Annotated in this window: 16 protein-coding genes and 1 pseudogene; 9 read left to right on the top strand and 8 right to left on the bottom strand. The window is 68.4% G+C overall.

Annotated elements, in window-relative coordinates; all coding sequences use genetic code 11:
* The first annotated feature begins 1 nt into the window (after position 1).
* Positions 2–262: a YbaB/EbfC family nucleoid-associated protein gene (locus G6N55_RS11140; protein ID WP_085219970.1), complete on the top strand. Its 261-nt coding sequence runs from the start codon at positions 2–4 to the stop codon at positions 260–262.
* On the opposite strand, the gene G6N55_RS11135 is transcribed toward G6N55_RS11140, so the two are convergent.
* Positions 259–738, bottom strand: a complete 480-nt coding sequence (locus G6N55_RS11135) for a gamma-glutamylcyclotransferase (RefSeq protein ID WP_085219971.1) — start codon at positions 736–738, stop codon at positions 259–261. The two genes, G6N55_RS11140 and G6N55_RS11135, sit on opposite strands and share 4 nt — an antisense overlap.
* A 76-nt stretch (positions 739–814) precedes the next feature.
* Between G6N55_RS11135 and G6N55_RS11130 the strand changes: the two are divergent.
* The 5 genes and pseudogenes from G6N55_RS11130 (at position 815) to G6N55_RS11110 (ending at position 10,440) form a co-directional block, all read left to right on the top strand.
* Positions 815–2,316: pseudogene (locus G6N55_RS11130) on the top strand (NAD(P)H-quinone dehydrogenase).
* A complete protein-coding gene (locus G6N55_RS11125; protein WP_085219973.1) occupies positions 2,309–4,033 on the top strand; it encodes a glycerol-3-phosphate dehydrogenase/oxidase in 1,725 nt (574 codons plus the stop codon). Before G6N55_RS11130 ends, G6N55_RS11125 begins: the two are co-directional and overlap by 8 nt.
* The gene (locus tag G6N55_RS11120; RefSeq protein WP_085219974.1) at positions 4,030–4,899 is read left to right on the top strand and encodes a pseudouridine synthase; all 870 of its coding nucleotides are present in this window, start codon (positions 4,030–4,032) and stop codon (positions 4,897–4,899) included. The genes G6N55_RS11125 and G6N55_RS11120 overlap by 4 nt, the downstream gene beginning before the upstream one ends.
* A 32-nt stretch (positions 4,900–4,931) precedes the next feature.
* The gene (mgtA, locus tag G6N55_RS11115; RefSeq protein WP_085219975.1) at positions 4,932–7,526 is read left to right on the top strand and encodes a magnesium-translocating P-type ATPase; all 2,595 of its coding nucleotides are present in this window, start codon (positions 4,932–4,934) and stop codon (positions 7,524–7,526) included.
* A gap of 10 nt (positions 7,527–7,536) precedes the next feature.
* Complete coding sequence (locus tag G6N55_RS11110) at positions 7,537–10,440, top strand: arylsulfatase (protein ID WP_085219976.1); 2,904 nt, start codon at positions 7,537–7,539, stop codon at positions 10,438–10,440.
* Here the strand turns inward: G6N55_RS11110 and G6N55_RS11105 are convergent.
* Together G6N55_RS11105 and G6N55_RS11100 are read right to left on the bottom strand one after the other, a co-directional pair.
* The gene (locus tag G6N55_RS11105) at positions 10,437–10,643 is read right to left on the bottom strand and encodes a hypothetical protein (protein ID WP_085219977.1); all 207 of its coding nucleotides are present in this window, start codon (positions 10,641–10,643) and stop codon (positions 10,437–10,439) included. The two genes, G6N55_RS11110 and G6N55_RS11105, sit on opposite strands and share 4 nt — an antisense overlap.
* Positions 10,644–10,742: 99 nt before the next feature.
* On the bottom strand, positions 10,743–11,060 hold the full coding sequence (locus tag G6N55_RS11100; protein WP_085219978.1) for a DUF732 domain-containing protein: 318 nt from the start codon (positions 11,058–11,060) through the stop codon (positions 10,743–10,745).
* 203 nt (positions 11,061–11,263) lie between these two features.
* Between G6N55_RS11100 and G6N55_RS11095 the strand changes: the two genes are divergently transcribed.
* A complete protein-coding gene (locus tag G6N55_RS11095) occupies positions 11,264–12,181 on the top strand; it encodes an extracellular catalytic domain type 1 short-chain-length polyhydroxyalkanoate depolymerase (protein WP_085219979.1) in 918 nt (305 codons plus the stop codon).
* 6 nt (positions 12,182–12,187) lie between these two features.
* On the opposite strand, the gene nei2 is transcribed toward G6N55_RS11095, so the two are convergent.
* Genes nei2 through hglS form a run of 5 tightly spaced genes read right to left on the bottom strand, consistent with a single transcriptional unit; the run spans position 12,188 to position 21,038 of the window.
* A complete protein-coding gene (gene nei2, locus G6N55_RS11090; RefSeq protein ID WP_085219980.1) occupies positions 12,188–12,943 on the bottom strand; it encodes an endonuclease VIII Nei2 in 756 nt (251 codons plus the stop codon).
* 15 nt (positions 12,944–12,958) lie between these two features.
* Positions 12,959–17,497 carry an ATP-dependent helicase gene (locus G6N55_RS11085; RefSeq protein ID WP_085219981.1) on the bottom strand — a complete coding sequence of 1,513 codons (4,539 nt, stop codon included), beginning with the start codon at positions 17,495–17,497 and terminating at the stop codon, positions 12,959–12,961.
* 37 nt (positions 17,498–17,534) lie between these two features.
* Positions 17,535–18,206 carry a TetR/AcrR family transcriptional regulator gene (locus G6N55_RS11080; protein ID WP_085219982.1) on the bottom strand — a complete coding sequence of 224 codons (672 nt, stop codon included), beginning with the start codon at positions 18,204–18,206 and terminating at the stop codon, positions 17,535–17,537.
* A 46-nt stretch (positions 18,207–18,252) separates the two neighbouring features.
* On the bottom strand, positions 18,253–19,782 hold the full coding sequence (gene amaB, locus G6N55_RS11075; protein ID WP_085219983.1) for an L-piperidine-6-carboxylate dehydrogenase: 1,530 nt from the start codon (positions 19,780–19,782) through the stop codon (positions 18,253–18,255).
* On the bottom strand, positions 19,779–21,038 hold the full coding sequence (hglS, locus tag G6N55_RS11070; protein WP_085219984.1) for a 2-oxoadipate dioxygenase/decarboxylase: 1,260 nt from the start codon (positions 21,036–21,038) through the stop codon (positions 19,779–19,781). The genes amaB and hglS overlap by 4 nt, the downstream gene beginning before the upstream one ends.
* Before the next feature lie 15 nt (positions 21,039–21,053).
* Here hglS and G6N55_RS11065 point away from each other — a divergent pair, with 15 nt between their 5' ends.
* Together G6N55_RS11065 and lat are read left to right on the top strand one after the other, a co-directional pair.
* Positions 21,054–21,506 carry an Lrp/AsnC family transcriptional regulator gene (locus G6N55_RS11065; protein WP_085219985.1) on the top strand — a complete coding sequence of 151 codons (453 nt, stop codon included), beginning with the start codon at positions 21,054–21,056 and terminating at the stop codon, positions 21,504–21,506.
* Positions 21,507–21,559: 53 nt separating this feature from the next.
* Positions 21,560–22,903, top strand: coding sequence for an L-lysine 6-transaminase (gene lat, locus G6N55_RS11060; protein ID WP_085219986.1), 1,344 nt, complete (start codon positions 21,560–21,562; stop codon positions 22,901–22,903).
* Positions 22,904–22,931: the final 28 nt, after the last annotated feature.

The following is a 22,931-nucleotide window of genomic DNA, read 5'->3' as shown; positions in this document are numbered from 1 at the left end:
AATGACCACCATTCAGTTCCGGGGCATCGACGAGGCCCACACCGTCGCCGTGACGGTCGACGAACGCCAACGGCTCACCGGCCTGCAGATCACCGACGGCCTGCTGCGGTTAGGTGCCGAAACGGTCGCGCAGCACATCAACGAGGCGATTCTCGAGGCGCAGGCAGAAGCGATAGCGGCCGACGGGGCGGCTCAGGAACGGCTCTTCGAATTGCCGGACGACGCCGCCGGTTCCCTCCAGGATGTGCTGGGTTTCGCCTAGGCAGTAGTTCCGGGGCCGATGTTGCGGGCCGGTCGCGTCCGCAGGTCGTGGACGTATTCCATTGGTGCGCCGGCGATTTCGGCGGCATCGGCCATCACGCCCAGGTACCGCGCCGACGGCAGCCCGCCCTCCCAGGCGTCGACCACGTACAGCCATGCCAGCACCGGATCGGTGGTGGTGTCCGATGATGTCCGCTCCACCCGGCATCGGATCTTCTTGTGGATGCCGAACTCGGAGCCCTCCCAATGGTCCAGGCTCATCTCGTCGGCCGGCGTCATGTCGTAGAGCACGACGAACACCTTGGAACCGGGATCTTCGACGACGCTGGCCAGTGCGCCTTCCCAGCCGATGTCCTCGCCGCCGAAGGTCAGCCGCCACCCGTGCAACCAGCCCGTTCCGGCCATCGGGGAGTGGGGTGCACGCTTCAGCATCTGCTCGGGATGCATGTTCGACCCGTAGGCGGCGTATAGCGGCACGGGTGAAAGCTTAAACGCCGGACGCTCGCGCGGTCTTCATCCGGCGGTTCCGGAGGTCCTTGGATAGGTTAGGGCGGTGGTGACCCGCATCGTGATCCTCGGTGGAGGCCCGGCCGGTTACGAAGCCGCGCTGGTCGCCGCCACGTCGCACCCCGATACCACCGACGTCACCGTCATCGATTCCGAAGGCATCGGCGGGGCGGCGGTGCTGGATGACTGCGTGCCGTCCAAGACGTTCATCGCCTCGACCTGGCTGCGCACCGAGCTGCGCCGTGCGCCCCGGCTGGGCTTCGACATCGACATCGACGACGCCAAGATCTCGCTGCCGCAGATCCACAATCGGGTCAAGGCGCTGGCGGCCGAGCAGTCCGCCGACATCACCGCCCAGCTGCTCGCCCAGGGCGTGCGGGTGGTCGCGGGTCGCGGCGAACTGTGCGACTCCGCGCCGGGCCTGGCCCGGCATCGCGTCAAGGCGACCGCGGCCGACGGCACGGTCACCGAGCACGACGCCGACGTGGTGCTGATCGCCACCGGCGCCAGCCCGCGGGTGCTGCCGTCGGCCCGGCCCGACGGCGAGCGCATCCTGACCTGGCGGCAGCTCTACGACCTCAAGGCGCTGCCCGAGCACCTGATCGTGGTGGGCTCCGGCGTCACCGGCGCCGAGTTCGTGCACGCCTACACCGAGCTCGGCGTGCCGGTCACGGTGGCGGCAAGCCGGGACCGGGTGCTGCCCTACGAGGACGCCGACGCCGCGCTGGTGCTCGAGGAGGCGTTCGCCGAACGCGGCGTCGAATTGATCAAGAACGCCCGCGCGGAATCCGTCACCCGCACCGAGACCGGGGTCCTGGTCACCATGACCGACGGCCGCACCGTCGAGGGCAGCCACGCCCTGATGACGATCGGATCGGTGCCCAACACCGGCGGCCTCGGCCTGGAACGCGTCGGCATCGAGCTCGGCCGGGGTGACTATCTGAAGGTGGACCGGGTGTCGCGGACGTCGGTTCCGGGTATCTACGCCGCCGGCGACTGCACCGGGCTGCTGCTGCTGGCCTCGGTGGCCGCCATGCAGGGCCGCATCGCGATGTATCACGCGCTGGGCGAGGGCGTCAGCCCGATCCGGCTGCGCACGGTCGCCTCGACGGTGTTCACCCGGCCCGAGATCGCCGCCGTCGGGGTGCCGCAAACGATGATCGACGACGGCTCGGTGCCGGCCCGCACGATCATGCTGCCGCTGCGGACCAACGCGCGCGCCAAGATGTCCGGGCTGCAGCAGGGCTTCGTCAAGCTGTTCTGCCGGCAGGCCACCGGCGTGGTGATCGGCGGCGTGGTGGTGGCGCCGATTGCATCCGAGCTGATCCTGCCGATCGCCGTGGCGGTGCAAAATCGCATCACCGTCAACGAGCTGGCGCAGACGCTGTCCGTCTACCCGTCGTTGTCCGGGTCGATCACCGAGGCCGCCCGCCGGCTGATGGCGCACGACGATCTGGACTGACGGCGGGCCGCCGAACGCCCGACGAACTAGCCTTGGTGGAGCACCTTCTACTGACGAGTAACCGAGGAGCCATTTGTCGTGAATGATCCGGTTTCCAACTTGGGACCGCGGCAACGCGCGGCGGCTTGGGAGCGCCTTGGCAGTGAGCAGTTCGACGTCGTCGTCATCGGCGGCGGCGTGGTGGGCTCCGGGTGCGCGCTCGATGCCGCCACCCGCGGGCTCAAGGTCGCCCTGGTCGAGGCGCGCGACTTCGCCTCGGGGACGTCGAGCCGCTCGTCGAAGATGTTCCACGGCGGACTGCGCTACCTCGAACAGCTGGAGTTCGGGCTGGTGCGCGAGGCGCTGCACGAGCGCGAGCTGTCGCTGACCAGGTTGGCACCGCATCTGGTCAAGCCGCTGCCGTTCCTGTTCCCGCTGACCCACCGGTGGTGGGAGCGTCCTTACACCGCGGCGGGCATCTTCCTTTACGACAGCCTGGGCGGCGCGAAATCCGTTCCCGCCCAGAAGCATTTGACTCGCGCTGGGGCTTTGAGGCTGAGTCCGGGCCTGAAGCGCAGCTCGCTGATCGGCGGGATCCGCTACTACGACACCGTCGTCGACGACGCCAGGCACACAATGACGGTCGCGCGCACCGCCGCGCACTACGGCGCGGTGGTGCGGTGCTCCACCCAGGCGGTCGCGTTGCTGCGCGAGGGCGATCGGGTGATCGGGGTGCGGGTGCGCGACTCCGAGGACGGCTCGGTGACCGAGGTGCGCGGGCACGTCGTGGTCAACGCGACCGGGGTGTGGACCGACGAGATCCAGGCATTGTCCAAGCAGCGCGGGCGTTTTCAGGTGCGCGCGTCCAAGGGTGTGCATGTGGTGGTGCCGCGGGACCGGATCGTCAGCGATGCCGCCATCATCCTGCGTACCGAGAAGTCGGTGATGTTCATCATCCCGTGGGGCAGCCACTGGATCATCGGGACCACCGACACCGACTGGAACCTCGACCTGGCCCACCCGGCGGCCACCAAGGCCGACATCGACTACATCCTCGCCACCGTCAACACGGTGCTGGCCACGCCGCTGTCGCACGCCGACATCGACGGCGTTTACGCGGGGCTGCGGCCGCTGCTGGCCGGGGAGAGCGAGGAGACCTCCAAGCTGTCCCGGGAGCACGCCGTCGCGGTGCCCGCACCCGGCCTGGTCGCCATCGCCGGCGGTAAGTACACGACCTATCGGGTGATGGCCGCCGACGCGATTGACGCTGCGTCGCAGTTCGTTCCGGCCCGGGTGGCGCCGTCGATCACCGAGAAGGTGAGCCTGCTGGGCGCCGACGGCTACTTCGCCCTGATCAACCAGGTCGAGCACGTCGGCGAACTGGTGGGCCTGCACCCGTACCGGGTGCGTCACCTGCTGGATCGCTACGGCTCGCTGATGGACGACGTGCTGGCGCTGGCCGCCGATCGTCCCGACCTGCTGACCCCGATCAAGGACGCTCCGGGCTACCTGAAGGTGGAGGCGCTGTACGCCGTCGCCGCCGAGGGCGCCCTGCATCTCGAGGACATCCTGGCCCGCCGGATGCGGATCTCGATCGAATACCCGCACCGCGGCGTCGACTGCGCCCGCGAGGTCGCCGAACTGGTGGCTCCGGTGCTGGGGTGGAGCGCCGGCGACGTCAACCGCGAGGTCGCCAACTACACCGCACGGGTGGAGGCCGAGATCCTGTCGCAGGCCCAGCCCGACGACGCGTCGGCGGACGAACTGCGGGCCAGCGCACCCGAAGCCCGCGCCGAGATCCTCGAGCCGGTTCCCCTCAATTGAGGCCCGCGCCGCTGCCTGTGCGAGATGGACTGGGCCCGGCGCGGGTACGGCTGCACGGCGGAGCGGTGCTGGCCGAGCTCACCACACGATTCGGCGAGCAGGCCCGGGCCAAGGTGCTGGGCGGTGAGGTCGTCGACGCCGACGGCGCGGTGATCGACGAGGCTACCGTGCTGCCCGCCGGCGCCAGCGTCTACCTCTATCGCGACCTGCCGGATGAGGTTCCGGTGCCTTTCGACATCCCGGTGCTGCATCGCGACGACGACATCGTGGTCGTCGACAAGCCGCACTTTCTGGCCACCATGCCCCGGGGCAGCCACGTCGCGCAGACCGCGCTGGTGCGGCTGCGCCGGGAATTGGGGCTGCCCGAGCTCAGCCCCGCTCACCGGCTCGACCGGCTGACCGCCGGGGTGCTGCTGTTCACGGCCCGCCGTGAGGTGCGCGGTGCCTACCAGATGCTGTTCGCCCGCGGCGAGGTGCAAAAGACCTACCTGGCGGGCGCGGCGGTCGATCCGGGCCTGGAGTTGCCACTGGTAGTGCGCAATCGAATCATCAAGCGCCGCAGTCACTTACAGGCCGTCATTGAGCCAGGGGAGCCCAATGCCGAGACATTGGTCGAACTGTGTGCGCCGGGTTTGTACCGGCTGACGCCGCGCACCGGGCGCACCCATCAGTTGCGCGTGCACATGGCGTCGCTGGGGCTGCCGATCATCGGAGACCCGTTGTACCCCAAGGTGATCGATGTGCCTGCCGACGACTTCGGCACACCGCTGCGATTGCTCGCCCAGCGTATCGAGTTCGACGATCCGTTCACCGGATCGCGCCGCACGTTCGTCGCCCGGCGCACAATTGAGGACTCAGGTCACTAGAACGCCGGCCAAGTTCCGGACAGCATGGTGGCATGAACTCCGATGCCCTGACCACCAAGCAGGTTGCCGCGGCCACGGTCGGCGACGTCTTGGGCTGGTTGGACAGTTCGGCCGACGGATTACCCGAGGCCGAGGCCTCGGCCCGGCGGGCGCGCTGCGGACCGAATGCGGTGCGGACCCACCGTGTCAACGCGTTCGCGGTGTTGGGCCGTCAATTGCGCAGCGCGGTGCTGATCTTGTTGGCCGGCACCGCGGTGGTCTCCTTCTTTCTCGGCGACAGCATGCAGGCGGTCATCATCGGCGTGATCCTGGCGGTCAGCATCGGGCTGGGGTTCGTCAACGAGTATCGCGCCGAGCGGGCCGCCGACGAGTTGCACGCGGGGATGCGGCACCGGGCCGTCGTGCGTCGCGACGGGGAATTCGTCAGTGTCGGCGTCACCGAGTTGGTGCCCGGCGACGTGATCCGGTTGTCGTTGGGTGAGGCCGTTCCGGCCGATGTCCGGCTCATCGACGTCAGCGGCCTGGAATGCAACGAAAGCATCCTGACCGGCGAATCGATCGGCGCGGAGAAATCCCCGCAGCCGATCGCCGCGGACGCCGAACTGGCGGACTCAACCGACGTGGCCTTCATGGGCGCCATCGTCAGCGCCGGGGAGGGCAGCGGAGTGGTGTTCGCCACCGGCCGTAACGCCGAATTCGGGCGGATTGCAGCGGGTTTGGATGATAGGCCACCCGAAACCGGGTTCCAGGTCGGCCTGCGCCGGTTCTCCTACCTGTTGTTGCAAGTCGCGATCGCGCTGGTGGTGATCATCTTGATCAGCAACCTGCTGTTGCGCAAACCGGTGATCGATTCGGTCCTGTTCTCGTTGGCGATCGCCGTCGGCATTACGCCGCAACTGCTACCCGCCGTGGTCAGCACCAGTCTCGCGACCGGGTCTCGGCAACTGGCCAAGGCGAAAGTACTCGTCAAGCGGTTGGTGTGCATCGAAGATCTCGGCGACGTCGACATCCTGATCACCGATAAGACCGGTACTTTGACCGAAGGCCGGATCCGGCTGGTCGATACGATCGACCCGTTCGGCGCCCACAGCGATTCGGTCCGGCGGCTCGGGTTGTTGGCCACCGATGTCGACCCCGAATCCGGTGGCGTCAGCGCCAATCCGCTTGACGCGGCGCTGTGGGAATCCCCGCTGCCGCAACAGTTGCTGGGAGATGGTGTGCGCCGGGTCGCGACGATGCCGTTCGACCATGAGCGGCGGGCGACCTCAGCGTTGGTCGACGACAACGGGAAAACGGTGCTGGTGGTCAAGGGCGCGCCCGAGCAGCTGCTGAGTCAATGCCAGCCGGCCGCGGCGGCCGCGCAGGACACCCTTGCGGCCCTGTTCGCGGCCGGGCGCCGGGTGGTGGCCGTGGCCGCCAAACCCGCGGCCGGGCTCACCGCGATCACCCGCGACGACGAGCGCGATCTGGTGTTGGCGGGGTTTCTGGTGTTTGCCGATGAGCCCAAATCGGCCGCCCGCCAGTCCCTGTCCGAGCTTGCCGGGCTGGGTATCGAGCTCAAGGTCGCCACGGGTGACAATCCGCGGGTCGCCGAAAAGGTTTGCAGCGATCTCGGTTTGACATCCAAGGGCACCATCACCGGCGCACAGCTCGAGCCCCTCGGCGACGACGCGTTCGTCGACGCCGCGCGAGACCACACCATCTTCGCCCGCATCTCCCCCGAGCAGAAGGCACGCCTGATCGCCTCGCTGCGCCGAACCGGGCGATCGGTCGGATTCCTGGGCGACGGTGTCAACGACGCGCTGGCCCTGCACGCGGCCGACGTGGGAATCTCGGTCGACAGCGCTACCGACGTCGCCAAGGATGCGGCCGACGTGGTCCTGCTGGAAAAGGACCTGAGCGTCCTGGCCACCGGGGTGGCCGAGGGCCGGCGAATTTTCGCCAACACCATCAAATACGTGCTGATGGGTACATCGAGCAACTTCGGCAACATGTTCAGCGCTGCCGCCGCGTCGGCACTCTTGCCGTTTCTGCCGATGCTGCCCAGCCAGATCCTGTTGAATAATCTGCTCTACGACTCCTCGCAGCTCGCGATTCCCACCGACCGGGTCGACGACGAGCAGCTGCACGCGCCGTCGCACTGGAACGTCGCGTTCATCCGGCGGTTCATGCTGACGTTCGGCCCGATCAGTTCGCTGTTCGACTTCTTGACCTTCGGGTTGATGCTGGGAGTTCTGCACGCCGGCGTCGTCGAATTTCGCACCGGCTGGTTCGTGGAATCGCTTGCGACCCAGACGCTGATCATCTTCGCTGTCCGCACCCGAAAGGTTCCGTTCTTCCGCAGCCGACCGAGCGCGTGGCTGGCGATCACCAGCATCTCGGTGGTCGCCATCGGCGTCCTGCTTACGATTTCGCCGCTTGCCGTGACCCTCGGTTTTACGCCGCTGCCCTGGCAATTCTTTGTGGTGCTCGGCGGCTTCGTCCTCAGCTACCTCGTACTCGTGGAGCTGGCCAAGGTGATTTTCTACGCCGAGCCGATCCATCTCGCCGGGCAGCCACATCGCACTCGTGGGCGGACTCACCGCATTCGGCGACGTGCCGCACGCTTCCACAGCTTCACCGCATAAGTTCTGCGGTATGAGCGAAGTGCACGCGCTGGTCATCGTCGCCGGCTATCAGGGACTCGATGCTGCCCGTCAGGACTTTGAAACGCTGATCGGCCGCGCCAAGGACAAAAGTGTCGCGGTGCGCGACGCGGTGCTGGTCGGCAAGGACGCCGAGGGCAATCGCGTGTTCGTGGACAGCGGCAATCGCCTGGGCCGTCGCGGCGCCAAGTGGGGCGCGGGGGCGGGGCTGGCGGTCGGCCTGCTCTCGCCGGTGTCGGTGGCCACGGCGGCCGTCGGCGCCGCGGCCGGGGCCCTGGCGGGTACCTTCTTGAACCAGAAGATCAAGGGCGGGCTGTCCGACAAGATCGGGGAGCAGATGGCGACCGACGGCGCCGTGATCATCACCGTGGTCCCGGGCGAGTCCCGGCTGGCCGTCGAGCAGGTGCTGGCCGGATCACCGATGAAATCTGTTGCGGAGCTGGGTCACTCGACATTGCGCGGCTTCGGCGCGGCGCTCGAAGAGGCGATGGGCAAATTCAACCCGGACCGCACCCGGCTGCCGATACCCCAGCGCAGCTTCGGCGGCACGGTGGGCCGCACCGTGGCCGAGTCGGTTGGGGACTGGACGATCGTGCCCGGCGCGTCCGCGCCCGACGGTGCACCGAACGTGCTGATCGTGCTGATCGACGACGCCGGGTTCGGCGGCCCGGACACCTTCGGCGGTGCCATCCACACCCCGACGTTGTCGCGGGTCGCGCAGAATGGATTGGCCTACAACCGTTTTCACGTCACCGCAGTGTGCTCGCCGACTCGTGCGGCGTTGCTGACCGGGCGCAACCACCACCGGGTCGGGTTCGGATCGGTCTGCGAGTTCCCCGGTCCCTACCCGGGCTACTCGACCGCCAAGCCGCGCAGTTGTGCCGCGCTGCCGCGCATTCTGCGCGACAACGGTTATGTCACAGGCGCTTTCGGTAAGTGGCATCTGACCCCGGACAACGTGCAAGGGGCGGCGGGGCCGTTCGACAACTGGCCGCTCGGTTGGGGATTCGACCACTTCTGGGGTTTCCCGTCGGGAGCGGCAGGCCAGTACGACCCGATCATCAGCCAGGACAACTCCGTCCTCGGCATCCCGCAGGGGCAAGACGACAAGCCGTACTACTTCCCCGACGATCTCACCGACAAGGCCGTGCAGTGGCTGCACACCGTCCGCGCCGCCAACGCCACCAAGCCGTGGATGATGTACTACTCCACCGGTGCCACCCACGCGCCGCACCACGTGTTCGCCGAGTGGGCCGACAAGTACCGGGGCCAGTTCGACGAGGGCTGGGATGTGTACCGGGAGAAGACATTCGAACGGCAGAAGCAGCTCGGCATCGTCCCAGCCGACGCCGAACTCACCGAGCGGCCCGATCTCTTCCCGGCGTGGGACAGCCTGTCGGATACTCAGCGCAAGCTCTATGCCCGGCAGATGGAGGTGTTCGCGGGGTTCTCGGAAAACGCGGACTGGAACGTCGGTCGCCTGCTCGATGCGATCGACGATCTCGGCGAGTCCGACAACACGCTCGTCTTCTACATCTGGGGCGACAACGGCGCCAGCATGGAGGGCACCAACACGGGTTCGTTCAACGAGATGACGTTCATCAACGGCCTGGACCTCACCGCCGAACAGCAGTTGCAGCTCATCGAGCAATACGGTGGGATCGAGGCGCTCGGCGACGAGGACACCGCACCGCACTTCGCGAGCGCCTGGGCGCACGCCAACAACACCCCGTACCAGTGGGGCAAGCAGATGGGCAGCCACCTCGGCGGCACCCGCGATCCGATGGTGGTGGCCTGGCCCAGCCGGATCCGGCCCGACGCGCAAGTGCGCGACCAGTTCACACACTGCATCGACATTGCGCCAACCGTGTTGGAGGCCATCGGTTTACCGGAACCGAGCAGTGTCGACGGCTTCGAGCAGGAGCCGATGGACGGAACCAGTTTCGTCCACACCTTCGACGACGCGGCGGCCCAAGAGCGGCACACCGTGCAGTACTTCGAGAACTTCGGCAGCCGCGCCCTCTACAAGGACGGGTGGTGGGCGTGCGCCCGGCTGGACAAGGCGCCCTGGGACCTGTCGCCGCAGACGATGCAGCGGTTCGCGCCCGGCAACTACAACCCCGACGACGACATCTGGGAGCTGTATTACCTGCCCGACGACTTCTCACAGGCCAACGACCTGGCCGCCGAGCACCCCGACAAGCTCGCAGAGCTGCAACAACTTTGGTGGCAAGAAGCCGAAAACAACCGGGTACTGCCACTACTCGGCGGGCTTGCGGTGATGTTCGGTGACCTGCCGCCGCTGCCCACCACCGCGCGGTTCACCTTCTCCGGCGGTGTGCAGAACATTCAGCGCGGCATGGTGCCGCGGATCTTCGGCCGTTCGTACGCGATCGAGGCGCGGCTGCACATCCCCGACGAGGGCGCACAGGGGGTGCTCGTCGCCAACGCCGATTTCATGGGCGGGTTCGCGTTGTGGGTCGACGAGGAACGCAAACTGCACCACACGTATTCGTTCCTGGGAGTCGAGACCTATCGGCAGGTATCGACCGAGGCGCTTCCCGTCGGCGATCTGACCGTGCGGATGCTGTTCGAATCGGCGCAGCCCGTCGTCGGTTCCGGTGGGCGCGTGACGCTCTGGGCCGACGATCGGTTGATCGGCGAGGGGGAACTGCCCCAAACGGTGAGCCTGGCCTTCACGTCCTACGCCGGGATGGACATCGGGCGGGACAACGGGTTGGTCGTCGACCGCGACTACGAGGACCGGGCGCCCTACGCGTTCACCGGAACCGTCAAAGAGGTCGTCTTCGACCTGATGCCGGTTCCGGTGAACGTCGAGAAGGAGCTACACGAGCACGCGTCCGTCCAAGCGGTCGGACAGGGCGCCGCTGGCTAGCTGTTGTCGCCCGGCAGCACGCGGGTCAGGGCGTCGTTGATGCCCTGGTTGATGCGATCCGCGGCCAGCGGGCTGGCGAATGGGGGCGGTGCCCCGCAGGTACAGGAGAATTGGTTGAACACCACGTCCGCGCTGGCCGGCGCTGCGAGTCCAACCGTGGCACCCAGAACGACGGCACCACCAATAATTATCTTCGCGATCATTATTTAGCCTCCATTTGTTCACCTTTTGTTAAAGCGTACAGACGGATGGCGCTAACACGGCGTGAGCACGCCGTTTTGTGGTGGTTTGTGGCCGTTTCGTTAGGCCGCGGGCGGCGGCGGAGCAGGCTCCGGCGGCGGCTTGTATTGCGGGCAGTAGGCGCGGATGGCGGCGCCGACGAAGTACCCGGCGTCGTAGTCGGGCAGGCTACTGCTGTTCATCACGTCGATGACGACCTCGTTGGGCGTCATCCCCTGTGCGAGGTACTCGCAGACCTTCCGCGCTGCGGCGATGGCAGCGGGGACCGACTCGTGGGTGATGCCGTCGGAAATCAGAAGTTGGATGAACTTGTCGTCGGTCGCGTCGGCGCGGGCAGCCGGGGCTACGGCCGCGCCGAGCACGCCAAGCGAGACGGCCATCGCAGCTACGAGTCGGGTGCCCGACGGTGTGTGGAGGGGGCCGGGCTTGCCAATTTTCACGTCCCTCATCATCGCTCAAATCGCGATCGTTGCCAATGTGACCAAGTCTGACGAGCAGTTGAACATGGCCGTTTTCAGCACCGGTACGGCTATCGCCCGCCCGACTTGTCAGATCGGCAAGCGCGGTCGGTAATTTGACCCCCATGCCGTACGAACGATGGATAGCGCTGGCGCTGCTGGCGGTCTGTCTTGTCGGCTGCGGCGTGCAGCATGTATCGGCGGCCACGCCGCACGATCTGTCCGGGACGTTTCGTTCCGGCGGCCTGGACAGGACCTACGTCATGCATGTGCCGCCGGGCGATCCCGTCGGTTTGGTGCTGAGCCTGCACGGAGGCGGCGGCAGCGGAAAGGGTCAGAAGGGCCTGACCGAGTTCGACGCCGTCGCCGACGCCAACAACCTGCTGGTGGTCTACCCCGACGGCTATGACAAGAGCTGGGCCGACGGACGGGGGGCATCGCCGGCCGATCGCCGTCACGTCGACGACGTCGGCTTCCTGGTCGGGCTGGCCGACAAGCTGCGCAATGACTACAACATCGCGCCCGGGCACGTCTTCGTCACCGGAATGTCCAACGGCGGCTTCATGTCCAACAGGCTGGCTTGCGATCGTGCTGATGTTTTTTCGGCTATCGCGCCGGTGGCGGGCACGCTCGGGGTGGGCGTGGCATGCAACCCGTCGCAGCCGGTTTCGGTGTGGGAGGCGCACGGGACCGCCGATCCGCTGGTGCATTTCAACGGCGGCGATGTACGCGGTCGCGGCGGGCTGAGCCACTCCATCTCGGTCAAAAGCATGGTGGACAAGTGGCGTTCCGCCGACCGCTGCCAGGGTGAGCCGGTGGCAGAGGTGTTGCCCAATGTCGGCGACGGCACCGTCGTGCACCGCTTCGATTCAACGGCGTGCGCGGCCGCGACCGAGGTGGTCTTCTATCAAATCGACAAAGGCGGCCACACCTGGCCGGGCGGCAAACAGTATCTGCCCAAGGCCGTCATCGGGCCGACCACGCGCGCGCTGGACGGATCGGAATCGATCGCGCAGTTCTTCCTGGCGCACGCCCGAGACTAGCGGGAATCAGCGCTGACACGACGGGCACCAGTAGGCCACCCGCGCGGCGGCATCGTCGACGCTGATGCGGGTTCCGCAGCGACGGCAGCTTTGCCCGGAACGGCCGTAGACCCATAGCTGCCGGCCCGCCCGGGTATCACCGGTGGTGCAACGGTTCCAACGGAAGCGGTTGGCCCACAACATGTCCCGGGCTCGCGAAACCAAACGGCGCGGGTCGGCGATAGCCCTGACCGGCGCGGTGGGCAGGTGTCCGCTGACGAAACACAACTCGTTGCAGTAGACGTTGCCCACCCCGGCCAGCACCCGCTGGTCGAGCAGCGCCTCGGCGATTGGCCGGTCCGGCTGTGCGACCAGGTTTGCGGCGGCGACCACGGGATCCCAGTCCGGGCCCAGCAGATCGGGTCCCAGGTGCGCGACCGCTTCGCCGTCGTGGTCGCGGTCGAGAATCTCGAGCACCCCCAGGTCGATCCCGACGGCACGAATATCGTTGGCTTCCAATATGATACGAGCCCGATGGTCTGCCCGGACCGGGCGATTTCCGACTCGCCAGCTGCCGTCCATCTTCAGGTGTGAGTGAATGCTGGCCCGCCCCACCCGGATGAACAGGTGTTTGCCGCGGCTGAGCACTTCGTCCACCACGTCGCCGGTGAGGTCGACCGTGGCGAATTGCGGCACCCGGACATCGCAGCGCGTCAGCGTCTGACCGGCCAGGTGCTCGCGCAGCATGGCCGCGGTGTGCCAGACGGTGTCACCCTCGGGCATGGTTGCCTGGCAGCCTCACCGCAGCCGCATTCCGCGCGGCGTGCGCGCGAAGCCGGCGTCCGACAGTGCCTCGGCGACCGGGCTCGGCCCGCCGGCCAACGGCTGCAGGGCCGGCACCCCGTCGATGCGTTCGACGAGGATCGACTCGACGCGTCGCGCGGCGACCAGGTCGGCCAGGCCTTGGGCCGCGGCGTGATGGGCGCCGGGGTCATCGGTGAAGGTCAGCATGGACCGTCCGCCGCGCTCGAGGAACCAGGCCAGTTCGCCGTCGACCAGGACGACGAGCGCGCCGGCCTTGCGACCCGGGCGTGCCCCGGCCCGGTCGGGCCAGGGCAAGGCGGAACCGTACGGGTTGGCCGGATCGGCCGCGGCCAGCACCACCGCCCGGTATTCGGGCCGCTCCGGGTCGATCCCGTCGAGGTAGCTGCGCAGCCGGTCGACGGTCGAGGCGACGGCGAATTGAGCGCCGCCCAGCGACTCGACGAAGTACCCACGCTGACACCTGCCCGCCTCTTCGAATGTGCTCAGCACCTTGTAGAGGGTGGCGAATCCGCCCGGCACATTCTCCGCCGTCACCGCGCCACGGGTCAGGACGCCGTGCCGGTTGAGTAGCAGTTCGGCTTGGTAGTGGGCGCGCAGGGTGGAATCGGGCTCGGGGGCCGGCAGCGCCGACCAGCGGCCGGCCACGGTCGCGTCGGTGGTCCTGGAGTGAGGGTGCGCGACGCTGTAGCGGCTCAGCCGCGGCGGACGCCGGGTGCGGTGGGCGGGGGCCGAGCGCTTGCGGGCGCCGGTGAGCAGCGCACGCACCGGGGCGAACGTGTCGCCGGTGATCCAGCCGGCCCAGATCAGTTCCCACAGTGCGTCTTTGAGCGCGGTTTCGGGGAGGCCGGGGGTGAGCTGGCGGAAGAAGTACGCGCCGCCGCCGGCCAGCGTGTCCAGGATCGCGCGATGGGTGTCGGTGAAGTCGATCTCGTCGGGTGCCGTGAGGGTCAACGGGGCCGAATCGCTGGCGTGCAGCGCGATCCACCCGTCGCTGCCCGAGATCGACCCCGCGCCCGACCAGGTGACCTCCCCGGCCGCCAGCAGTTCGTCGAGCATCGCCGGCGAATAGTCGGTCACCCGCGGTGCCAGCACCAGCGGTTCGAGCGCCGACGCCGGTATCCGAACACCGGCCAGCTGATCGATCGCGGAGACCAAGCCGTCAAGGCCGGACTGGGGTGATGACACGTGATGCCAGGCGGGCAGGAACCGGCCGTAGGCCGCGGTGCTGACCGGCTCGACCTGGGCACGCAGCGCGGCCAGCGAACGCCGCCGCAGAATCCGCAACACGTCCGCGTCACACCATTGTTCGGCGCCGATGCCGCCGACGCCGGAAGTGACATCGGGAGTGACGAAGTCGCCGCGCACCAGCCGGCCGTCACCGGCCATCCGGTTCAGCACGTCGGCCGTCACCCGTAGCCCCAGGCCGAACCGGGCGGCGGCCTCGGCCGTGGTGAACGGGGTGCGGGTGCGCGCGTACCGGCCCAGCAGCTCGCCCAGTGGGTCGGCCACCTGCTCGGTGAACGTGGCCGGGACGCCCAGCGGGACGGCCACGCCGACCGCGTCGCGCAGCCGGCCGACGTCCTCGATCGCCACCCACCAGGTGCGGCCCGCGAACGACACCGTCAGCGCGCGCCGGGCGGCGCGCAGGCCTTCCAGCCAGCCTCCAATATCGATGCCGTCGGCAGCCTCGGACCGCGCCGCGACCTCGTCCTCGGTCAGCGGGCCCAGCAGCCGCAGCAGGTCCGCGACCGCCTCGGCATCGCGGGCGGCCCGGTCGGCGCTCAGATGCTGCAGCTGGCGCCCGGTCGCGGCGACGACGTCGGGATCCAGCAGCTCACGCAGTTCGACCCGGCCGAGCAACTCGGCCAGCAGCGTGCTGTCCAGCGACAGAGCCGCGGCGCGGCGCTCGGCGAGCGGGGAATCGCCCTCGTACATGAACGCGCCGACGTAGCCGAACAGCAGCGACGCCGCGAACGGTGACGGCTTGGCCGTTTCGGTCTCGAGCACCCGCACCCGGCGCGCGGCGATGCCGGTCATCAGATCGACCAGGGCCGGGACGTCGTAGACGTCCTGCAGGCATTCCCGGACGGTCTCCAGCACGATCGGGAAGTCGGGGTATTTGCGGGCCACTTCCAGCAATTGGGCCGCGCGCTGGCGCTGGTGCCACAGCGGCGAGCGCTTGCCGGGGTGCCGGCGCGGCAGCAGCAGCGCACGCGCCGCGCATTCGCGGAACCGCGACGCGAACAACGCCGAACCGCCCACCTCGCCGGTGACGATCGGGTCGATCTCGTCGGCGTCGAAGACGAAAATCTCTGCGCCGGGCGGGATTTCCTCGAGCGTGTCCGGCAGATGCACGACGATGCCGTCGTCGGAGGCGGTCGGCTTCTCGTCGATGCCGTACCGTTCGGCCAGCCGCCGGCCCACCGCCAGCGCGAGCGGCCCGTGCACCCGCAGCCCGTACGGCGAGTGCAGGATCACCCGCCAGTCACCGAGCTCGTCGCGGAATCGCTCGACCAGCAGGGTGGTGTCGGTCGGCACCGTCCCGGTCGCGGTCCGTTGATCGTCGAGCAACACCCACAGGTTGTCGGTCGCGTAGTCGTTGAAACCCAATGCAGCACAACGTATTCCGAATGCTTCGCGATCCAGTCCGGCCAGCTCGCCGGTGAATGCGCCCAGCGCCGCGCCGAGCTCGGCGGGGCGGCCGACTCCGTCGCCGTGCCAGAACGGTAGCCGGGCGGGCAGGCCGGGCGCGGGAATCACCAGCACCCGGTCATGGGTGATCTCGGTGATCCGCCAGCTGGTGGCACCGAGCGAGATGACGTCGCCGGGACGTGACTCGTAGACCATCTCCTCGTCGAGTTCACCTACCCGCGAGGGCTTTTCGGACTCGCTGGCCAGATAGACGGTGAACATCCCGCGGTCGGGGATCGCGCCGCCGGAGGTGACGGCCAGCCGCTGCGCACCGGGCCGGGCGGTCAGCGTTCCGGTGTCGCGGTCGTAGACCAGCCGCGGCCGCAGCTCGGCGAATTCGGTGGACGGGTACTTGCCGCTCAGCAGGTCCAGGGTGGCCTCGAACACGCTGCGCGGCAGGGTCGAGAACGGGGCGCTGCGGCGCACCGTGTCGAACCACCGGTCGGCGTCCAGCGGTTCCAGCGCGGCCGCCGCGACGGTCTGCTGCGCGAGGATGTCGAGCGGGTTGGCGGGCACCCGCATCGTCTCGATCTGCCCGGCCAGCATCCGTTGCACACTGACCGCACAGCTGATCAGGTCGGTGCGGTGCTTAGGGAACAACACACCTTGCGACACCTCACCGACCTGATGGCCGGCCCGCCCGATGCGTTGCAGGCCGCTGGCCACCGACGGCGGCGCCTCCACCTGGATCACCAGGTCGACCGCACCCATGTCGATGCCCAGCTCCAGGCTGGAGGTGGCCACCACCGCCTTGAGCAGGCCGCGTTTGAGGTCCTCTTCGACCAGGGCGCGCTGCTCCTTGCTGACCGATCCGTGGTGGGCGCGGGCCAAAACGGCGTCGGCGCCGTAGGTCTGGCCGCTGCCCATGATGTGCGCCGGCGCCCCACCGGCCACCTTCGGGTTGGCTTCGGTGGACAGTTCGACACCGCTGCGCTCGGCGTGAATTTCGTTGAGCCGTGCGGTAAGTCGTTCGGCCAGCCGTCGCGAATTGGCGAACACGATGGTCGAGTTGTGCGCTTCGATCAGGTCGACCAGGCGGGCCTCGACGTCGGGCCAGATGGTGTTGTCGGTCAGGTTGGCCATGTCGGGCACCGGCACCTGCACGGTGAGCTGGAAGGACTTGGCCGACGGCGGAGCCACGATCGTGGTCGGGCGCTGGCCGGACAGGAACCGCGCCAGCTCCTCGGGTGGGCGCACCGTCGCCGACAATCCGATGCGCTGTGCGGGCGGTCCTTCGCGGAGGTCTTGTGACAAATCCTGAAGCCGCTCCAGCGACACCGCCAGGTGCGCGCCGCGCTTGCCGGCGGCGATGGCGTGCACCTCGTCGACGATCACGGTCTGGACGCCGGCCAGCGTTTCGCGCGCGGCCGAGGTCAGCATCAGAAACAGCGACTCGGGCGTGGTGATCAGCACATCGGGCGAGGAGTTGATGAGTTGGCGACGCTGCGCCGGCGGGGTGTCACCCGAGCGGACCCCGACGCTGATGTCGGGCGCGGGAAGACCGTGGCGCTCGGCGATCCTGGTCAGCCCGGCCAGCGGGGTGCGCAGGTTGCGCTCGACGTCGACTGCCAGCGCCTTGAGCGGTGACACGTACAGCACCCGGGTGCCGCGCGGACGTTCGTCCGCGGCGGCCAAAGAGTCCAGGGCCCACAGAAACGCCGCCAGCGTCTTTCCGGAGCCGGTCGGGGCGATGACCAGCGTGTTGTTGCCGTCGGCGATGGCGTCCCAGGCCGCCGCCTGCGCGGTGGTCGGGGCGGGGAAGGTGCTGGTGAACCACTCGCGGGTGGTCTCGCTGAACTTCCCGAGTGCTGCGGTGCTCACCTGGCCATGGTGCCAACAGACACCGACAACGACGTCCCTACTGCGGTTTGTGGCGAGCGGTCGCCATCGCGTGGGCGAGTTCCTCGGGAATCTCGGGCACCCGGGTGATCGCGTCGAGCAGCGTGTGCGCGCACGAGTCGGCCAGGCGCTCGGCGCTGGTGGTCGGGTCCATGATGCGTTGGCGGCACAGCTCGAAGGTGAACGCGATCCAGCCGTTGAGGATCACCCGCAGGTCGCGTTCGATGTCCGGCTCCAGCTTGGCGCCCGGAACCGCGGCCACGACCTCGTGGATGCGGGTCATGATGTGCTCGAGCTGGCGGTTCTTGGCGTCGTCCTCGACGCCCAGCAGAACCGGGTCGGACCGGCCGAGACCGACGTAGGCCGCCCAGGCGGCTTCCGGGTTCTGCTCGTGATAGGCCATGTAGGCCAGCACGCCCATGCGCGCCTCTTCGAACATCGTCAGCCCGGCCATCGGCTCTTTGTTGGTGGCCTCGTAGAGGCGATCCGCTTCGTCCTTGACGACCGCGGCGAAGAACGCGCGCTTGTCGGGGAAGTAGTGATACATCAGGGCGCGCGAGACGCCCGCGCGCTCGGCGATCTCGTCAATGCGGACCTCGTCGTAGGGCCGCTTCCCGAAGACTTCCGCCCCTAACGCAAGCAGTTCGGCGCGCCGATCCTCGGGGGACAGCCGCCTCCTAGCCGTTGGCATGTGTCAGATAGTACTCACGAAGGGTCGGCCATAATTCAGACCGCGTTTATCCGAACTCCACACCTTGCGCCAGCGGCAGCTCGCCGGAGTAGTTGACGGTGTTGGTGGCACGTCGCATGTAGGCCTTCCACGCGTCCGAACCGGATTCCCGTCCGCCGCCGGTTTGCTTCTCGCCGCCGAACGCGCCGCCGATTTCGGCCCCCGATGTGCCGATATTGACGTTGGCGATACCGCAATCGGACCCGTCCAGGAATCGCTCGGCCTCACGCAGGTCGGTCGTGAAGATGGCCGACGAGAGCCCTTGCGGCACGCCGTTGTTGAGCGCGATCGCCTCGTCCAGCTCGTCGTAGGTCAGCACGTAGAGGATCGGCGCGAACGTCTCGGCCGCCACGATGTCGGTCTGTGCGGGCATGCGCACCACGGCCGGTGCGACGTAGTAGGCGCTGGGGTGCTCGCCGGCCGCGGCCTCCTGGTGCTCGCCGCCGAAAACCTTGCCGCCCTCGACGCGTGCCTGTTCCAGCGCGCCCACCATGTCGCGGTAGGCGGTCTCGTGAATCAGCGGGCCGATGAGCGTGTCGGGTGCCGACGGGTCGCCGATCGGCAACTGCTTGAAAGCGGACGCCACCCGCTGTACGACTACGTCGGCCACCGAGCGATGCACGATCAGCCGGCGCAGGCTGGTGCAGCGCTGCCCGGCGGTGCCCGCGGCGGCGAAGACGATGGCGCGCACCGCCAGGTCCAGATCGGCCGACGGCGTCACGATGGCCGCGTTGTTGCCGCCCAGCTCCAGCAGCGCCCGCCCGAAGCGCGCGGCCACCCGCGGACCGACCTGCCGGCCCATCCGCACCGAACCCGTCGCGGACAGCAGCGCGATCCGCGGGTCGTCGACCAGCCGCTCGCCCAGGTCGCGATCGCCCAGCACCAGCTCGCTCACCGCGGGCGGCGCGCCGACATCCGCGGCGGCCCGGCGGATCAGCGCGTGGGCGGCCAGCGCCGTCAACGGCGTCAGCTCCGAGGGTTTCCACACCACCGTGTCCCCGCACACCAGGGCCACCGCGGTGTTCCACGCCCAGACCGCGACCGGGAAGTTGAACGCGGTGATCACGCCGACCACGCCGAGCGGATGCCAGGTCTCGGCCAGCCGGTGGCCGGGGCGTTCCGAGGCGATGGTCCGGCCGTAGAGCTGGCGCGACAGGCCGACGGCGAACTGGCAGATGTCGATCATTTCCTGCACTTCGCCCAGGGCTTCGGAGGTGATCTTGCCGACCTCGAGGGTCACCAGCGTCGCGAGGTCGTTCTTGTGTTCGGCGAGCAGCTCGCCGAGCCGGGCCACCAGGGCGCCGCGCACCGGGGCGGGGGTGTTACGCCACGCCGAAAAGGCCTCGGCGGCCGCGGCGACGGCACGCTCGGCCTGCTCGTCGGAGGTGGGTGCGACGGTGAAAAGCACCTCACCGGTGATCGGCGTGCTGGCCGCCAGGCCGGGTCCGCCCGGCTCGCCGAGGCTGACGTCGGTGCCGGTCGCCCGCAGGGCCGCACGGGCCCGGTCGCGCAACTCGTCGATCGTCGGCAGGTTCACTTCGGTGCCTCCTGGGACAGCGCTTCGTAGAGCGCATACGGGTCATGGATATGGTGGCCGATCGTGCCCGCCAGCCACCCGGCGTCGTATCCAGAATCGTCGATCCCACCGGCTGCCCTGGTGTCGCGGTCCAGGTTGGACCGGAAGATGCCCGCCGCCGAGGCCGGCAGAAAGTCTTCGTAGACGATCGGTGCGGCCGGGTCGCCGCCGCGGTAGTAGGCCAGCCGCTGCGCCGCCATCTCGGCGTCGGTCGCCGGGAAGTGCTCGCCCCAGACCCGGGCGGGATCGTCTTCGGCCACCAGGCGGGCCATCGCCGCGTCGTAGCGCTCGCGCCCGCGCGGGGTCAGCGCCACGCCGCGCGCCTCGACCTCACCGAACCGCACCCGCAGACTGCCCGAGTTCACGGTGCCGTCTCGGCCGCGAAACAGGCATGGTTCGGCGAGGGCGCGAAATGACGTCTGGCGCAACAACACTGCGGGCCCGTCGGTGCGGGGCGGGCCCTGGATCGTATCGATCATGGTGATGCCACGTTTGGTCATCCGCTGGTACAGCTCGTCGATGTCCAGGACCCGCGGCGTCAGGTGGTTGATGTGGGTGGAACACACCCCCGCGATATCGGCGGCCACCGCGGAGACCCGGGACAGCTCGTCGTACCAGGACTTGTTGATCGGTTCACGCGACAGCGCGAACGCGCCCACCGCGGCGGCGACGAACGCGTCGGCCTCCTCGGCGTCACAGGCGCCCTCGGCCGCGATGAACCGGGCCCGATCGAGCAGCGCGGGGTCGAACAGCTCACGGCGTGCGATGAACGTCTCGACGCGGGTGCGCAGGTCGGGATCGAAGTACCGGCGATCGCGGGTCGCCAGCATCGACGTGAACACCCGAAAAGGATTGCGCGCCAGTTCGTTTGCGTCGATAGGCCGAAAAGCCGTCGATACCACCGGAATTGGCGAGCGAGCCGACCGCAGGTCGTAGTACCCGACCGGCACCATGCCGAACGCCGAGAACAAGTCGGCGACGGCCGCCAGTTCGGCCGGGCTGCCCACCCGGATGGCGCCGTGGCGTTCGGCGGTGACCCGCGCCAACGAGCCCAGCCGTTCGGCGCCCGGATGACGTGCCGCGTAGTCGGCGTTGACCTGCCCGCTGACCTCGACCAGGGTGCCGTAGGCGGGCACCTCGCCGGCGTACATGGCCGACAGCCCCGCGGCGAAGCGTTCGCGAAGCTGCCAGGTCACCAGCCTCTTGGCGCGGCTCATGGATAATTCCGGGCCATGAGTGAGTCGCTCGACGACATCGACCGGATCCTGGTGCGCCGGCTGGTCGCGGACGGACGCGCAACGCTGGCAGAGCTGGCCGCGAGCGCCGGGCTGTCGGTCTCGGCGGTGCAATCCCGGGTGCGCCGGCTGGAGGCCCGCGGCGTGGTCTCGGGATACTCCGCGCGGATCAAACCCGAGGCGGTCGGGCATCTGCTATCGGCGTTCGTGGCCATCACTCCTCTCGATCCCTCCCAACCCGATGATGCGCCCGCCCGCCTGGCGCACATCGAGGAGATCGAGGCGTGCCACTCGGTGGCCGGCGAGGAAAGCTACGTCCTGCTGGTGCGCGTCGCGTCGCCGCGAGCACTCGAGGATCTGCTGCAGCGAATCCGGACCGCGGCGAACGTCCAGACCCGCAGCACCATCATTCTCAATACTTTTTACAGTGATCGCCAACACATACCATAAAAATTACGACAATGGCGTCATGAATCCGTAAAAACTAAGCTAGCATGGGCGGTATGACTGCCGTCCTGAACTCCCTTGCGCTGACCGGCGTGCAGCCCGAACCCGACCAGGTTCACGAGGTGCTGTCGCGCAGCATGCTGGTCGACGGTTTTGATTTCGTGCTCGACCTGACCCGGTCGTCCGGCTCGTATCTGGTCGACGCCCGCGACGGCCGGCGCTACCTCGACATGTTCACCTTCTTCGCCTCGTCGGCGCTGGGGATGAACCATCCGGCCCTGGCCGACGACGAGGAGTTCCGCGCCGAGCTCACCGAGGCCGCGCTGAACAAGCCGAGCAACGCCGACGTGTACACGGTCGCGATGGCCGGCTTCGTCGAGACGTTCGCCCGGGTGCTGGGCGACCCGGCGCTGCCGCATCTGTTCTTCGTCGATGGCGGCGCACTCGCGGTGGAGAACGCGCTCAAGGTGGCCTTCGACTGGAAGAGCCGGCGCAACGAGAGACTCGGCATCGACGCCGAGCTCGGCACCCGAGTGCTGCATCTGCGCGGTGCCTTCCACGGCCGCAGCGGCTACACGCTGTCGCTGACCAACACCAAGCCCGTCACCGTGGCCCGCTTCCCGAAGTTCGACTGGCCGCGCATCGACGCGCCGTTCATCCGGCCGGGCGCCGATATGGACGCGGTCGAGGCCGAGTCGCTGCGCCAGGCCCGCGCGGCATTCGCGGCCCACCCGAACGACATCGCCTGCTTCATCGCCGAACCGATCCAGGGTGAGGGCGGCGACCGCCACTTCCGGCCGGAGTTCTTCGCCGCGATGCGCGAGCTGTGCGACGAACACGATGCGTTGCTGATCTTCGACGAGGTGCAGACCGGCTGCGGGTTGACCGGAACCCCTTGGGCCTACCAGCAATTGGGCGTGCAACCCGATGTTGTGGCGTTCGGCAAGAAGACACAGGTCTGCGGGGTGATGGCCGGCCGGCGGGTCGACGAGATCGCCGACAACGTCTTCGCGATCTCCTCCCGGATCAACTCGACGTGGGGCGGCAATCTGACCGACATGGTGCGGGCGCGCCGCATCCTGGAGGTCATCGAAGCCGACGCGCTGTTCGACCGTGCCGCTCAGCAGGGCCGCTACCTGCGCGGGCGGCTGGACGAACTCGCCGACGAGTTCCCGGCGTTGGTGTTCGACCCGCGCGGCCGCGGGCTGATGTGTGCATTCAGCCTGGCGACCACCGCCGATCGTGACGAGTTGGTCCGCCGGCTGTGGCACCGGGGGGTGATCGTGCTGCCCGCCGGGACGGACGGCGTTCGGTTCCGTCCCGCGCTGACGGTGTCGCGGGCCGAAATCGATGTGGCGATTGCGGCGGTGCGTGACGTCCTGGCGGTAGCGGGTACTTGACCGGCGTTCGGGCGCGGAAAGAAAATCC

The organism is Mycobacterium florentinum (assembly GCF_010730355.1).
In the GTDB taxonomy this organism is placed as follows: Bacteria; Actinomycetota; Actinomycetes; order Mycobacteriales; family Mycobacteriaceae; genus Mycobacterium; species Mycobacterium florentinum.
The sequence above is the reverse complement of the archived record's forward strand: the minus strand, read 5'-3'. Positions and strand labels throughout refer to the sequence as shown.

Bases quoted from the DNA above. Each gene is read 5' to 3' on its own strand.
- G6N55_RS11140 (WP_085219970.1), top strand. From the start codon at position 2: ATGACCACCATTCAGTTCCGGGGCATCGACGAGGCCCACACCGTCGCC.
- mgtA (WP_085219975.1), top strand. From the start codon at position 4,932: ATGAACTCCGATGCCCTGACCACCAAGCAGGTTGCCGCGGCCACGGTC.
- G6N55_RS11110 (WP_085219976.1), top strand. From the start codon at position 7,537: ATGAGCGAAGTGCACGCGCTGGTCATCGTCGCCGGCTATCAGGGACTC.
- G6N55_RS11105 (WP_085219977.1), bottom strand. From the start codon at position 10,643: ATGATCGCGAAGATAATTATTGGTGGTGCCGTCGTTCTGGGTGCCACG.
- G6N55_RS11100 (WP_085219978.1), bottom strand. From the start codon at position 11,060: ATGGCCGTCTCGCTTGGCGTGCTCGGCGCGGCCGTAGCCCCGGCTGCC.
- G6N55_RS11095 (WP_085219979.1), top strand. From the start codon at position 11,264: ATGCCGTACGAACGATGGATAGCGCTGGCGCTGCTGGCGGTCTGTCTT.
- nei2 (WP_085219980.1), bottom strand. From the start codon at position 12,943: ATGCCCGAGGGTGACACCGTCTGGCACACCGCGGCCATGCTGCGCGAG.
- G6N55_RS11080 (WP_085219982.1), bottom strand. From the start codon at position 18,206: ATGCCAACGGCTAGGAGGCGGCTGTCCCCCGAGGATCGGCGCGCCGAA.
- hglS (WP_085219984.1), bottom strand. From the start codon at position 21,038: ATGAGCCGCGCCAAGAGGCTGGTGACCTGGCAGCTTCGCGAACGCTTC.
- G6N55_RS11065 (WP_085219985.1), top strand. From the start codon at position 21,054: ATGAGTGAGTCGCTCGACGACATCGACCGGATCCTGGTGCGCCGGCTG.
- lat (WP_085219986.1), top strand. From the start codon at position 21,560: ATGACTGCCGTCCTGAACTCCCTTGCGCTGACCGGCGTGCAGCCCGAA.